General features: G+C 71.8%; 13 protein-coding genes and 1 pseudogene. 4 read left to right on the forward strand and 10 right to left on the reverse strand.

Going from position 1 to position 13,783, the window contains the following annotated elements; translation table 11 throughout:
• Window positions 1-525 (forward strand): annotated as a pseudogene (locus AC2H6A_RS02460) (hypothetical protein); the annotation flags it as partial.
• Between the two features lie 140 nt (window positions 526-665).
• The gene (locus tag AC2H6A_RS02465) at window positions 666-2,717 is read left to right on the forward strand and encodes a TonB-dependent receptor (RefSeq protein WP_484271545.1); all 2,052 of its coding nucleotides are present in this window, start codon (window positions 666-668) and stop codon (window positions 2,715-2,717) included.
• Window positions 2,718-2,792: 75 nt separating this feature from the next.
• On the opposite strand, the gene dksA is transcribed toward AC2H6A_RS02465, so the two are convergent.
• The 9 genes from dksA to AC2H6A_RS02510 are packed head-to-tail and all read right to left on the reverse strand — an operon-like array spanning window position 2,793 to window position 10,312.
• Entirely contained in the window at window positions 2,793-3,221 is a 429-nt protein-coding gene (dksA, locus tag AC2H6A_RS02470; RefSeq protein WP_484271546.1) for an RNA polymerase-binding protein DksA, read from the reverse strand.
• A 38-nt stretch (window positions 3,222-3,259) separates the two neighbouring features.
• The gene (locus AC2H6A_RS02475) at window positions 3,260-4,237 is read right to left on the reverse strand and encodes a CobW family GTP-binding protein (RefSeq protein ID WP_484271547.1); all 978 of its coding nucleotides are present in this window, start codon (window positions 4,235-4,237) and stop codon (window positions 3,260-3,262) included.
• Between the two features lie 49 nt (window positions 4,238-4,286).
• Complete coding sequence (locus AC2H6A_RS02480; RefSeq protein ID WP_484271548.1) at window positions 4,287-4,757, reverse strand: Fur family transcriptional regulator; 471 nt, start codon at window positions 4,755-4,757, stop codon at window positions 4,287-4,289.
• Window positions 4,758-4,790: 33 nt separating this feature from the next.
• Window positions 4,791-5,984 (reverse strand): class I SAM-dependent rRNA methyltransferase, encoded by a 1,194-nt coding sequence (locus AC2H6A_RS02485; RefSeq protein ID WP_484271549.1) that lies wholly within the window; start codon window positions 5,982-5,984, stop codon window positions 4,791-4,793.
• A 4-nt stretch (window positions 5,985-5,988) separates the two neighbouring features.
• Complete coding sequence (locus AC2H6A_RS02490) at window positions 5,989-6,939, reverse strand: tyrosine recombinase XerC (protein ID WP_484271550.1); 951 nt, start codon at window positions 6,937-6,939, stop codon at window positions 5,989-5,991.
• A gap of 2 nt (window positions 6,940-6,941) precedes the next feature.
• Complete coding sequence (locus tag AC2H6A_RS02495; RefSeq protein ID WP_484271551.1) at window positions 6,942-7,622, reverse strand: DUF484 family protein; 681 nt, start codon at window positions 7,620-7,622, stop codon at window positions 6,942-6,944.
• 59 nt (window positions 7,623-7,681) lie between these two features.
• A complete protein-coding gene (gene dapF, locus AC2H6A_RS02500; RefSeq protein ID WP_484271552.1) occupies window positions 7,682-8,548 on the reverse strand; it encodes a diaminopimelate epimerase in 867 nt (288 codons plus the stop codon).
• Between the two features lie 7 nt (window positions 8,549-8,555).
• Entirely contained in the window at window positions 8,556-9,437 is an 882-nt protein-coding gene (locus AC2H6A_RS02505) for an LpxL/LpxP family acyltransferase (RefSeq protein WP_484271553.1), read from the reverse strand.
• Window positions 9,434-10,312 (reverse strand): lysophospholipid acyltransferase family protein, encoded by an 879-nt coding sequence (locus AC2H6A_RS02510; protein ID WP_484271554.1) that lies wholly within the window; start codon window positions 10,310-10,312, stop codon window positions 9,434-9,436. The genes AC2H6A_RS02505 and AC2H6A_RS02510 overlap by 4 nt, the downstream gene beginning before the upstream one ends.
• A 225-nt stretch (window positions 10,313-10,537) precedes the next feature.
• Here AC2H6A_RS02510 and metK point away from each other — a divergent pair, with 225 nt between their 5' ends.
• Entirely contained in the window at window positions 10,538-11,698 is a 1,161-nt protein-coding gene (gene metK / locus AC2H6A_RS02515; RefSeq protein ID WP_484271555.1) for a methionine adenosyltransferase, read from the forward strand.
• 167 nt (window positions 11,699-11,865) lie between these two features.
• Window positions 11,866-12,864, forward strand: a complete 999-nt coding sequence (locus AC2H6A_RS02520; RefSeq protein WP_484271556.1) for an NADPH:quinone oxidoreductase family protein — start codon at window positions 11,866-11,868, stop codon at window positions 12,862-12,864.
• A gap of 7 nt (window positions 12,865-12,871) precedes the next feature.
• Here AC2H6A_RS02520 and rocF read toward each other — a convergent pair whose 3' ends face one another.
• Window positions 12,872-13,783, reverse strand: a complete 912-nt coding sequence (rocF, locus tag AC2H6A_RS02525; protein ID WP_484271557.1) for an arginase — start codon at window positions 13,781-13,783, stop codon at window positions 12,872-12,874.

Here is a 13,783-nt window from a genome sequence, read left to right on the forward strand (position 1 = left end):
AAGACGAGCGGAGCGACCTCGGCCGAGCGCGGCCGGGCGTCGGGCAGCACCTCGGGGCTGGCAACCGCCGTCGCGGGCGCGCGGGCGGGCGAGGCCGGCGTGCGCGACTGCGCCGCGGATGCGCGAACGGGCGATGCGGATTCACGACCCGGCAAGGCGGATGCGCGGACCGGTGAGACAGCAACGCCGCCCGGAGCCGCCGCGGGGCGCTCGGCCGGCCGCAGCGCCGCAGACACGGGCCGCGGCGCCGGGGAGGACATGGGCCGCTGGGCCGCCGAGGGCGGCGCCGGCCGTGGCGGCACGGGCGCGATCATCTCGGACTCGATCCGGTCGATCTGCTCGGCAGCCCGCTGCGCCATCGCACGCTGGCGCTCGACCGACACGGACGCCGGCTTGCGCGTCTCGGCCGTCGGTCGCGACGACGACGGCGCGGCGCGCCGGGCATCGGCGGGCGGCTTGTCACGGCGCGAGAACAGCGAAAAGACCACGAGGCACCTTGTCCCAGGGGGCGGTCGTCCAGTCTAGCACCGCCCCCCGACGCCCAAGCCACCCGCCTTGTCCGGCGGTCGGGCCGAATACACCGCCCATCTTCGCAACCCTGTTGCAAGACAAAGAGCGCCTCGGCTAGACTCGCGCCTCCTCAAGAATACAACCTGGTTGCAATCATGACAGGATGGATCGAACCCCGATGGGGTCTGGCGCTGCTCGGCCTGTGGCTGAGCCCGGCAATGGCGCAGAGCGGCGCGAGCAGTCCGACCGGGCCGGTGCTCAGCCTCGACGAAGTCCGGGTGACGGCCGACCCCCTCACGCCCGACGAGGTCAGGGTCACCCGACCGGTGAGCGTGCTGCAGGGCGAGGGTCTGCGCCGCGCACTGGACAGCTCGCTGGGCAGCACCCTGGCCAGCCAGCCCGGCGTGCACTCCAGCGCCTTCGGCACCGCGGCCGGCCGACCGGTGATCCGCGGTCAGGACGGCGCTCGGGTTCGGGTGACGCAGGACGGTCTGGACAGTTTCGATGCCTCCGCCCTGAGTCCGGATCACGCCGTGGCGATCGACCCGCTCGCCGCCCGCCGCATCGAGATCCTGCGCGGCCCGGCCACCCTGCTCTACGGCGGCGGTGCGATCGGCGGTCTGGTCAACATCGGGACCGGGCGTATTCCGCTGCAGCGGCTCGGCAGCCCGGAGGGCGGCGCCGTGCTGGTGGCCGACCCCGGCAATCACGGGCATCACGCCGGCGCCAGCGTGTCCGGCGGACTCGGCGGTCTGAACTGGTCGGTGGGCGGGTTCGACCGCCGGGTGGGCGACTACCGCATCCCGGGTCAGATCAATGTCGCCGACCCCGACTCCCGTTCGGCCCGGCTACCCAACAGTTACCAGCGCGGTGACGGTGGTCATGCCGGCCTGTCGTGGGTGGGTGAACGGCTGACCCTGGGCCTGGCGCACGGCGAGTTCGGCGCACGCTATGGGATCCCGGCCGAGCCGGATGTCTCGATCCGCCTGAAGCAGCAGCGCACCGACGCGCTCGCGATCATCGAGCGACCCCTGCCGGGCATCACCCGGCTGCGCGCGACGCTGGCCGATGGCCGCTACCGGCACGACGAGGTCGAGGGCAGCGGGCAGATCGGCACCGCCTTTCGCAGCAGCGGCCGCGAGACCCGCGTGGAGCTCACCCATGAGCCGATCGCCCAGGTGCGCGGCGTGTTCGGCTGGCAGGGTCGGGAGCGCTCCCTGCAGGTCTCGGGCGACGAGGCCTACCTGCCCGGCAACCGGGAACGCCAGGGGGCGCTCTTCTATGTGGGCGAGCGCGCCTTCGGTCCGACCCGGCTGGAGTTCGGCTGGCGCGGCGAACAGGCGCGGCTGCGCCCCGACGCGGCGAGCGGGCTGCCCGGCCGCGACTTCTCGCTGCAGTCCGCCTCGGCCGGGATCAGCCTGCCGCTGAATGCCGCCCATCGCGTCGGGCTGAACCTGGCGATGGCGCAGCGCGCGCCGGCGGCCGAGGAGCTCTACGCCAACGGCCCGCACGCCGCGACCGCCACACTCGAGATCGGCGACAGCGCGCTGCGCCGTGAACGCTCGATGAACCTCGACCTGTCGGTGCGCCGCACCGCCGGGGCGCTGCGCTGGAAGGCCGGCCTCTACACCAACCGGTTCAGCAACTACATCCACGGGCGCACCACCGACGCGAACGGCGACGGTATCGCCGACCGCGTGGACGCCGCCAATCACATCGAGAACTCCGCCGCCGCACCGGGCGCGGGTGAGTTCACCCGGCTGGTCTACACCCAGGCGGGGGCGCGCTTCAACGGCCTGGAGGCCGAGCTGACCTGGCAGCCCACCGGATCACCCTGGGGCCTGCGGCTCTTCGGTGACAGCGCGCGCGGGCGCATCGACGGCGAGGGCAACGCGCCGCGCATGGCGCCCACCCGGTTCGGCGCAAGCCTGGACATGGAGCGCGGCGCGTGGAGCGGCTTCGTGTCGGCCATGCGGGTCGCCGGCCAGAACCGCATCGCGGCGCTGGAGACGCGCACCGATGCCTACACGCGGGTGGATGCCGAGATCGCCTGGCGCGCGCGCGGCGAGGGCACGCGCGGCCTCACGCTCTTCCTGCAGGGACGCAATCTGCTGAACGAGACCATCCGGCCGCACACCTCGTTCGTGAAGGACCGGGTGCCGCAGCCGGGGCGCACGCTGATGGCCGGTGTGCGGGCGAACTTCTGAGCGGCGCAGGCGCGCCGGGCAAGACTGGCGCGCCGCCGAGGGCTGCCCCGGCCGCGCCGCGTGCGCCGTCGGGGATCAGTCGCCGTAGAGCTTCTGGCGAAGCTCGCGGCGCTGCTGCGCTTCGAGGGAGAGCGTGGCGGTGGGCCGCGCGAGCAGACGCGGAATGCCGATCGGCTCGCCGGTCTCTTCGCAGTAGCCGTAGTCGCCGGCCTCGATGCGCGAGAGCGACTGCTGGATCTTCTTGAGCAGCTTGCGCTCGCGATCGCGGGTGCGCAGTTCGAGCGCGTGCTCTTCCTCGATGGTGGCGCGATCGGCGGGATCGGGCACGATGACCGTCTCGCGCAGGTGCTCGGTGGTCTCGCCGGCGTTGTGCAGGATGTCGCGCTCCATCTGCTGAAGCCGCTGCCGGAAGAACTGCAGCTGGGCGTCATTCATGTAGTCCGATTCCGGCAGCTTGAGCAGCTCGGCTTCGGTGAGCGGTTTCCTGTCTTTGCTGGATGCCATGTCGTGCTTCCGGTCTGCCGTTGGGGATCGGGCCGGCATCAGGCCAGGCACTGCTCCAATCCCTTGATGAACATGTCTTTCGGCAGATTTCTTCCGATGAAGACCATCTTGCTGGAGCGCTTTTCACCGGGCTGCCACTTGCGGCCCATGTCGGCACCCATCATCTGATGGACGCCCTGGAAGACGGTCTGGCGGTCAGACCCCTTCATGAAAAGCACGCCTTTATACCGCAACATGTCCTGGCCGTAAACCTGGATGATCCCGCCGAGAAAGTCCTCGAGCTTGACCGGATCGAAGGCCCGGTTGGAGCGGTAGACGAAGGACTGCACCGCCTCGTCGTGCTCGTGCTCGTCGCTGGTGAGGAACTGCGGATCGATCTCCAGGATGGCATTGAGGTTGAAGCCGCGGATGTCGAGGATGTCGGCGATGTCGGCATCGCCGAAGTTCACCGGGCGGATCGGCGCCCGCGGGTTGATGCGCACCAGCCGCTGGCGCAGCTTCTCGCGATCGGCCTCGGGCGTGATGTCGACCTTCGACATGAGGATGCGATCGGCAAAGCCCACCTGCTCGACCGCCTCCTTGTGCTCGTCGAGCTGCTGGCTGCCATGACGGGCATCGACCACGGTGATCACCGCGTCGAGCAGGAAGGCATCGGCGATCTCATCGTCGAGGAAGAAGGTCTGGGCCACCGGGCCGGGATCGGCCAGACCGGTGGTCTCGATGATCACGCGGTCGAAGGCGAGTTCACCCGAGGCGCGGCGCTGGCGCAGGTCGTTGAGAATGCGCACCAGGTCACCGCGCACGGTGCAGCAGATGCAGCCGTTGTTCATCTCGACGATCTGTTCCTCGCGCTCCTGCAGCAGCAGGTCGTTGTCGATGCCCTCCTCGCCGAACTCGTTCTCGATGACCGCGATGCGGTGGCCGTGCTGCTCCTTGAGGATGCGGTTGAGCAGCGTGGTCTTGCCGGCGCCGAGGAAGCCGGTAAGGATGGTCACGGGGACATGCTGGGTGGTCATGCGAGGGCTCCTGGTACAGCCGGTTCAGTTGGGGGTGATGCGGCCGGCTTCAAGCGGTGCCGCCGGCACCGGCAGCCGCGCAGTGGCCGCAGCGGCCCGACACGGTGAGCTCGACCTGCTCGCCGGTGAAGCCTGCCGGCAGCATGGCACCGATCAGGCGGTCCATGCCCGGCGCCTCTTCCAGGCAGAACATGCGCTGGCAGCTCGCGCAGCGGAAGTGGCCGTGCAGCACATGGCCGCCAGAGCGGGCCGAGTAGCGGAACACCCGGTCGGGCCCTGACACCCGATGGGCGAGGTCGATGTCGACCAGCCACTCGAGCACCCGGTACAGGGTCACGCGGTCGATGGGCTCGGCCGCCGGCGCCTGCTCGAGGCGGCGCTGCACCTCGAGATGGCTGAGCGCCTCGGCCGCCCCGATCAGTTCGGCCAGCACCCGCAGCCGCGGCTGGGTGACACGCACCTCGCGGGCGCGAAGCAGTTCGCGGGCGCGGTCGGTGAGCTCGAGGGGGGCGGTGGTCATGGCAGGGCGGGATTCTATGCCTGACGGGCGCGATCAGCCCGCCGATGCCCGGGCAAGCAGCAGACCCTTGAGGTACTCGCCCTCGGGGTGGGTCATCAGCATGGGGTGATCCTCGCCGGCCTGCAGCCGGCGCAGCAACTGGGCGTCGACGCCGGCGTCGATCACCGCGCCGGCGACGATCTTCTGGAACAGATCGACATCGATCGCGCCCGAGCACGAGAAGGTGAAGAGCAGCCCGCCCGGGGCGAGCAGGCGCAGCGCCTTCAGGTTGATCTCCTTGTAGGCGCGCGCGGCGCGCTCGACATGATGGGCCGAGGGCGCGAACTTGGGCGGATCGAGCACGATCAGGTCGAAGCGCCGACCTTGCGCGAGCAGAGCCTTCAGCGCCTCGAAGACATCGGCCTCGCGCCACTCGCAGGGCACCGGCGGCAGCGCGTTGAGCGCCTGCTGCTCGGCGGCGCGGGCGAGCGCCGGGCCGCTGGAATCGATCGACAGCGCCGAGCTCGCGCCACCGGCCAGCGCCGCCAGCGTGAAGCCGCCGGTGTAGCAGAAGCAGTTGAGCACGGCGCGGCCGGCCGCACGGCGCGCCACCTCGCGGCGGTTGTCGCGCTGGTCGATGTAGAAACCGGTCTTGTGCCCGGCCGGCACATCGACCAGGTAGCGCACGCCGTGCTCGGTGACCGGCAGGCGATCGCCCACCGCACGCCCGACCACCGTGCCCTCGCGCGGTGGCAGGCCCTCGCGCGCGCGCGCCGCGGCGTCGGAGCGCTCGTGAAGATCGGACAGACCGGTGACGGCGAGCAGCGCGGCAGCGATCTCGTGGCGCCAGCGCTCCACGCCGGCGGCCATCAGCTGCATGACGAGCTGGTCGCCATAACGGTCGACGACCAGGCCGGGCAGGCCGTCGGCCTCGCCGAACACGAGGCGCACCGCGTCGGTGTCGGCGGCGAGCGGGGCGCGGGCCGCAACCGCGCGCCGGATGCGCGTGGCGAACCAGGCGGCGTCGATGCGATCGGCCTCGTCGAAGCTCCAGACCCGCACGCGGATCGCGGAATCGGGGCTGTAGGCGCCCCAGCCAAGGAAACGGCCGTCGGCGCCGAGCACCCGCACGGTGTCGCCCACATAGGGATTGCCCTGCACCCGCGCCACCCCGCCGGCATACACCCAGGGATGGCGGCGCAGCAGCGAGCGCTCCTTGCCGGACTTGAGAACGACGGTGTCGACCATGGCCTCAGCGCCGGCGAGCCCGGGGATGGGCGGCGTCGTAGACCCCCGCCAGGCGCTGGAAGTCGAGTGCGGTGTAGACCTGGGTGCTGCGGATGCTGCCGTGGCCGAGAAGCTCCTGCACCGCGCGCAGATCACCGCTCGACTGCAGCAGGTGGCTGGCGAAGGAGTGACGCATCACGTGCGGGTGCAGCCGGGCCGGCAGCGCGCGGTCGATGCCCAGGCGCTGCAGCCGGCCCTGCACCGTGCGGTTGGCCAGCCGCGTGCCGCGCCGGCTGAGAAAGAGCGCATCGGCATCGGCGCCGGGGTGCAGGCCGAGGAAGGCCTCGCGCTCGGTGAGCCAGCGCACGAGCGCTTCGCGGGCCTTGCCGCCCACCGGCACCGTGCGCCGCTTGCCGCCCTTGCCGAGCACATGGACCTCGGCCTCGGCCAGGTCGAGCCAGCCGACGGAACGGTAGCCCGGCCGCTCGGCGGGGCGTGCGTCCAGGCTGGTGAGCTCGGAGAGCCGCAGCCCCGAGGAATAAAGCAGTTCGAGCAGGGCCTGGTCGCGCAGCGCCTCGAAGCCCTCGACAGGGCTGGCGAGCAGGGCTTCGGTCTGGTCGGGCGAGAGCGCGCGCGGCAGCCGGCGCGGGGCGCGCGGCGCGCGCAGGCCGCGGGCGGGATTGGCGGGCAGGCGACCCTGCAGCACCTGCTCGTCGAGAAAGCCGCGCCAGCACGACAGCCGCCGCGCGATGGATCGGGGTGACGCGCCGTCGCGCATCTGGCCCGCCACCCAGCGGCGCAGGCGGGCCTCGTCCAGGCGTGACCACTGCGTCTCGCCGGGCTCGAGCAGGCCGGCGAGCAGCTGCAGGTCGGCGCGATAGCTGGCCACGGTGCGCGGCGAGCAGGCGCGCTCGCGGGCCAGCCGGTCGAGGTGACGGGCAATGTCGGCCAGCAGCGGGGCGGCCGCGCCGGCCATGATCAGGTGACGAGCCGCGAGAGCGCCGCGCTGGCGGTCTCGGCGATGCGCTCGAGAAAGGCGGTGCCCATGCCGGTCTGGAAGCGGCCGGGATCGGGCGATCCGAGCACCAGCAGCCCGAAGGCGTTGGGGTCGAGGCCCTTGCGCAGCGGCAGCAGCGCGATCGAGCGGGTGGTCTCGCCGCCGCCGGGCAGCCAGCCGGCCACCTGGAAGTCGACATTGGGTCCGCAGTAGGGCTGCTGGATGCTGTTGGTGAGCGTGACCGCCTCGACCTCGACCGGCGCGCCGGCCGGCAGGTCGCGGTAGGCCTCGCGCAGATGCCACAGCCGCAGCGCCACCTGCGGCACGCTGAAGCCGGTCTGCAGCCCGTCGATCGCCACCTGGGCGAGCGAGGCCGGCTCGGCCGCCAGCAGCAGCTGCCGACTCCAGCGCTGCAGCTTGTCGGTGATGGCGTCGTTCTCCTGGCCGATGCGGATCAGGTCGGCCAGGCGCATCTCGAGCGCGCGATGGCGCTCGCGCAGCACCTCGAGCTGGCGCTCCTGGAGCGAGATCGCGCGCCCGCCGTGCGGATGCGAGACCGAAATGGAGGCGAGCAGCTCGGTGTGCGACTCGAAGAACTCGGGATGGGTGCGCAGGTACTGCGCCACATCCTCGGCGCCGATCGGGTTCGGGTGCATGGGCATCGGGCTGGGAGGGGGTAAGGACAGGTGGAAGACGGGGTGGGCGGTGCCTGGGCGACGGATCAGGCCGGCGGCAGGTCGATCTCGCCCTGGAACACGGTGAGAGCCGGACCGGTGAGCAGCACCGGCGCATCGGGCATCGTGGGCTGCCAGGCGATGGCCAGTCGCCCACCGCGGGTGTCGACTTCGACCCGGTCGTCGAGCAGGCCGCGCCGGATGCCGGCGACCACCGCCGCGCAGGCGCCGGTGCCGCAGGCCAGGGTCTCGCCGGCGCCGCGCTCGTACACCCGCAGCGCGATGCGGTCGCGCGCGAGCACCTGCATGAAGCCGGCGTTCACCCGCCGCGGAAAGGCGGCGTGGCGTTCGATGAGGGGACCATCGGTGAGCACCGCGGCGCGCTCGGTGTCGTCGACCAACTGGACGGCGTGCGGGTTGCCCATGGAGAGCGCCGAGACCAGGCAGTGGTGGTCGGCCACCGGCAGGCGGTAGAGAAGGTCGTTGCCCTGGGCGATCACGCCCAGGCCCTCGGGCAGGAAGGGCACCCGCGCAGGCTCGAACACCGGCGCGCCCATGTCCACCGTCACCCGGCCATCGTCTTCCAGGCGGGGCTCGATCACGCCGCCCAGGGTACGCACCCGGATGGCCCGCTTGGCGGTGAGGCCCTGATCGACCACGAAGCGCACGAAACAGCGCGCGCCATTGCCGCACTGCTCGACCTCGCCGCCATCGGCATTGAAGATGCGGTAGCGGAAATCGATGCCCGGCTCATCGGGGGGCTCGACCAGCAGCATCTGGTCGGCGCCCACGCCGAAGTGACGGTCGGCGAGAAAGCGCCACTGGCCGCTGGTGAGCGACACCGGCGCGCGAACGCCATCGATCACGACGAAGTCGTTGCCCGCGCCGTGCATCTTGGTGAACTTCAGCCGCATCGCCGCATTATCGCCGATAGACCGGGGGCTCACCCGGCGGGCGGGTCTTGAAGCGGCGGTGGGTCCAGAGATACTGCTCGGGCCGCTCGCGCACGCAGGCCTCGATGAACGCGTTCATGCGGCGGGTGTCGGCTTCGAGGTCGTCGCTCGGAAAGTCCCGCCAGGGCGGCAGGAAAACCGCCTCGTAGCCCCGCCCGCTCATGCGGGTGACCATGGGCACCACCGCCGCACCGGTCATGCGCGCCAGCCGCGCCAGCGAGGGCACGGTGGCGCAGGGCACGCCGAAGAAGGGGATGAACAGGGCATCGGCCGCGCCGAGGTCCATGTCGGGCGAGAACTGGAAGGGCACACCCTCGCGGATCACCCGCACCACCGGACGCAGCCCCTGGTTGCGCAGGAACATCAGCGGCGTGCCGAAGCGGGTGCGGCCACGGGTCATGGTCTCGGTCATCGCCCGGCTTTTCTGGTTGGCGTACAGGGCGGCCACCGGCCGGTCGGCGAGCAGGCGCAGGCCGCCCGCGTCCAGGCCGAGGAAGTGCGGGGCGAGCAGGATCACCGGGCGGCCGGCGAGCGCATCGAGGTGGTGGCGATCGATCTGGCGCACCAGCGAACGCACCCGCGCCGCCGGCTCGTGCCAGAAGACGAAGCACTCGAGGAAAGCGGCACCGAAGCAGCGGAAGTGCGATCGCGCGATCGCCCGACGGCGCGCAGGCGGGAGCTCGGGCATGCACAGCGCGAGGTTGGTGAGCGCCACCCGGCGCCGCGGCCAGGCCAGCCACCACAGCGCCTCGCCCAGCCCGAACCCGAGGCCGCGCACCCAGCCGTCGGGCAGCCGCGCCACCTGACGCAGCAGCCACAGTCCGGACCGCATCAGCGGCTCGCGGCTCATGGGCGGGCCGCTGGATCGGCTGCGTCCGCAGCTGCAGCCGCAGCCGCGCCCGCGGGGAGATCGGCGGCCGCCGGCGCGCCGGCCGGCTGCTTGAAGCGGTTGTAGCTCCAGAGGTACTGGGCGGGGCACTCGCCGATGAGGTCCTCCATCGCCCGGTTGACCGCCTCGGGCGTGGGCTCGCCCTGGAAGCGCGCAAAGCGCAGCTCCCAGCCGCCAGGGCGGCGCTGGCTGCTCACCAGCACCACCGTGGCGCCGCTCACCGCGACCAGGCGCTGCGGCAGGGTCATGGTGTAGGCGGGCGCGCCCAGGAAAGGCGCCCAGCGGCCGTCGCCCGCGCCCGGCACCTGGTCGGGCAGCAGGCCGACCATCTCGCCGCGCTGCAGCGCGCGGCGCATGGCCCGCAGTCCGCCCAGCCCGGCCGGGGCGGCCGCCATGGCCGACTGGTTGCGCGCCGCCTTCAGCAGGCGCTCGAGCGCGGGCTGGCGGGCCTGACGGTAGATGATGGTGATGGGACCGAGCGACGCCAGCCACCGCGGCGTGACCTCGAACCCGCCGAGATGCGGCGTGAGCAGCAGCACGCCTCGGCCGGCGGCAAGCCCCTCGCTGAGGGCCGAGTGGTCGAGGCAGCGCACCCGCGCCAGGGTCTGGCGCGATGGCCGGAACCAGATCCAGGGCAGCTCGGCGGCGGTCACGCCAGCCTCGCGGGCCGCCCGCAGCCGCATCGACCGCGGATGACCGGCGCGGGCAAGGTTGGCGCGAAGCCGGCCGCGGTAACGGGCCGAGGCCGCGTAGACCAGCAGGCCGAGCAGTGCGCCGAGCGCGCGCAGCACCGACAGCGGCAGGCGGGCGATCAGGCGGCAGACGAGCGACAGCATCCGGCGGGACAGGCAGGCAGGTATTGCCGTGAGAAAGCGCGGGTGTGTTTTATAATGACGGGAGTCGCCGGTTTAAATGACAACTTGCGGGGCGACTGCCGCAGCTGGCCTGGCCAGCCGCGGATGGAAAAATCCGCTAAAGCGTCGCCGCTTCTCCGAAGACGGCCTCGCAGGCCGGATATGTCGCGCACACCCCTCGTGCGCATGCAACCACGGAGAAGCCAATTGGCCAAGGATTTCCTGTTCACCTCTGAATCGGTCTCGGAAGGCCACCCCGACAAGGTGGCCGATCAGATCTCGGACGCGATTCTCGACGCTATCTTCACCCAGGACAAGTTCTCGCGCGTGGCGGCCGAGACCCTGGTCAACACCGGTCTGGTCGTGCTGGCCGGCGAGATCACCACCGGCGCCCATGTCGACTACATCGATGTCGCCCGCGATGTGATCAAGCGCATCGGCTACGACAACACCGAGTACGGCATCGACTACAAGGGCTGCGCGGTGCTGGTGGCCTACGACAAGCAGAGCCAGGACATCGCCCAGGGCGTGGACGAAGGCCGTGGCATCGACCTCGACCAGGGCGCCGGCGACCAGGGCCTGATGTTCGGCTACGCCTGCGACGAGACCCCGGTGCTGATGCCCTCGGCCATCCACTACGCCCACCGCCTGGTGGAGCGCCAGTCGGAGCTGCGCCGCGACGGCCGCCTGCCCTGGCTGCGGCCGGACGCCAAGTCGCAGGTCACCCTGCGCTATGTCGACGGCCAGCCGCATTCCATCGACACCGTGGTGCTGTCCACGCAGCATGCGCCCGATGTGGCCTACGAGACCATCCGCGAGGCGGTGATCGAGCAGATCATCAAGCCGGTGCTGCCGCCCGAGCTGATCAAGGGCGAGATCCGCTATCTGGTGAACCCCACCGGCCGCTTAGTCATCGGCGGCCCGCAGGGCGATTGCGGCCTCACCGGCCGCAAGATCATCGTCGACTCCTACGGCGGCTCGGCGCCGCACGGCGGCGGCGCGTTCTCGGGCAAGGATCCGTCCAAGGTCGACCGCTCGGCCGCCTACGCGGCGCGCTCCGTGGCCAAGAACATCGTCGCCGCCGGCCTGGCCCGCAAGTGCCTGGTGCAGGTGAGCTACGCCATCGGCGTGGCCCGCCCCACCTCGGTGATGGTCACCACCGAAGGCACCGGCAAGCTGAGCGACGAGCGCCTGGCCGAACTGGTGCAGAAGCACTTCGACCTGCGGCCCAAGGGCATCATCCAGATGCTCGACCTGCTGCGCCCCATCTACGGCAAGACCGCCGCCTACGGCCACTTCGGTCGCGAGGAGCCGGAGTTCAGCTGGGAGCGCACCGACAAGGCCGAGGCGCTGCGCGCCGACGCCTGAGCGACCGTCCGCCCTCCCGCCCTCCCGCGCGCCGCCATCGCCCGATGCGCGGGGCGGGTCGGGAGCGGAAGGCAGGCGGGACGGGATCGGAAAGGGAGCGCGGCAGGGGCGGCGCGGGGCGGGATTGGCCCGACCTGCGGGAATGGCCCGGCCTATACTCCAGGGCCATGAAAGCCCTCCTCTCCCTTGCGCCCGGCCCGGCCGACACGCTGGTGCTGCGTGATGTTCCCGACCCCATCCCCGGCACCGGCGAAGTGCTGCTGCGGGTGAAGGCCTGCGGCGTCAACTTCCCTGACGCGCTGCACATCCAGGACCTCTATCAGGTCAAGCTGCCGCGGCCTTTCTCGCCGGGTGGCGAGGTCTGCGGCGTGGTCGAGCAGCTCGGGCCCGGCGTGACCGGGTTCACGGAAGGCGACCTGGTCATCGGCCGCTGCGGCTCGGGCGGCATGGCCGGGAAGCTCGCGATCGCCGCAGACCGCTGCGTGCGCATCCCGTCCGACACGCCGCCGGCGCAGGCGGCCGCCTTCATCCTCACCTATGCCACCGCCTGGTACGCGCTGGTCGACCGGGCCATGGCCCGGCCAGGCGAGACCCTGCTGGTGCTGGGCGCGGCCGGCGGCACCGGCTGCGCGGCCATCGATGTCGGCAAGGCGCTCGGGCTCGATGTGGTGGCCGCAGCCTCCAGCCCCGAGAAGCTCGCGTTCGCGATCGAGACTGGCGCACGCGCGGGCGTGGTCTACCCCGACCGGCTCGACGACAAGGCGGCGCAGAAGACGCTCACCGACCAGTTCAAGGCGCTGGTCGGGCCACGCGGCGCCGACATCGTGTTCGATCCGGTGGGCGGGCCCTACACCGAGCCGGCGCTGCGGGCCACCGGCCGCGATGGCCGGCTTCTGGTGGTGGGCTTCACCGCCGGCATCCCGCGCATTCCCACCAACCTGATCCTGCTCAAGGTCTGCCAGATGGTGGGCGTCGACTGGCGCGACTTCACCGAGCAGCAGCCGGCGCGCAACGCCCGGCATGTGGAGGCCCTGGTGCGCCTGTGGCAGGACGGGCGGCTGCGGCCGCGGGTCTCGGCCACCTATCCGCTGGAACGGGCTCCCGAGGCGATCGCCCGGCTGAGCGACCGGCAGGCCCTGGGCAAGCTGGTGGTCACGATCGACTGACGATCGCTCAGCGCCGCAGCAGCGTGCGCTTGCCGAACAGCGACTCCATCAGCTCCACCGCCAGCTCGGCGCTGCGGTTGCGCTCATCGAGCGCAGGGTTGAGCTCCACCAGATCCACCGAGCCCAGCCGGCCGGTGTCGGCGATCATTTCCATGCACAGCTGCGCCTCGCGGTAGTCGGGGCCGCCGCGCACCGGCGTGCCCACACCCGGCGCGATCGCGGGGTCGAGAAAGTCGACATCGAAGCTCAGGTGCAGATGGTCTTCCGGGCCGAGCCCGGCGAGCGCCTGGGCCATGACCGCGCGCATGCCGAGCTCGTCGATGCGACGCATGTCGAACACCCGCAGGCCGGTGTCGAGCACCAGCCGCTTCTCGCCCTCGTCGACGCTGCGGATGCCCACCTGGCGGATGTCGTCGGGCGCCAGCGCCGGCACGGTTCCGGACAGGCCGGTGAGCGCCGCCGGCCCCAGCCCGCACAGGCAGGCCGCCGGCATGCCGTGGAGGTTGCCGCTGGGGGTGAGCCGGGCGGTGTTGAAGTCGGCATGGGCATCGAGCCAGATCACCCGCAGGCGACGCCCGTGTTCGCGGCAGTGGCGGGCCAGCGCGCTGACCGAGCCGATCGCCAGGCTGTGATCGCCGCCCATCAGCAGCGGCAGGCTGCCGGCACGCAGCGCAGCCAGCACAGCGTCATGGGTGGCCTGGCACCATTCGGTGACCTCGCGGAGGTGGCGGTGACCGCGCACCGGCCGTCGCCAGGGATTGGGCGGCCCGGCCAGATTGCCGGCATCGGTCACCGTGATGCCCAGCGCCCGCAGCCGCGCCACCAGCCCGGCCACGCGCAGAGCCTCGGGCCCCATGCCGGCGCCACGGGTGCTGGCGCCGATGTCGGTGGGCGCCCCGATCAGGGTCACCCGGCTCAT

It is taken from the genome of Quisquiliibacterium sp. (assembly GCF_982640115.1).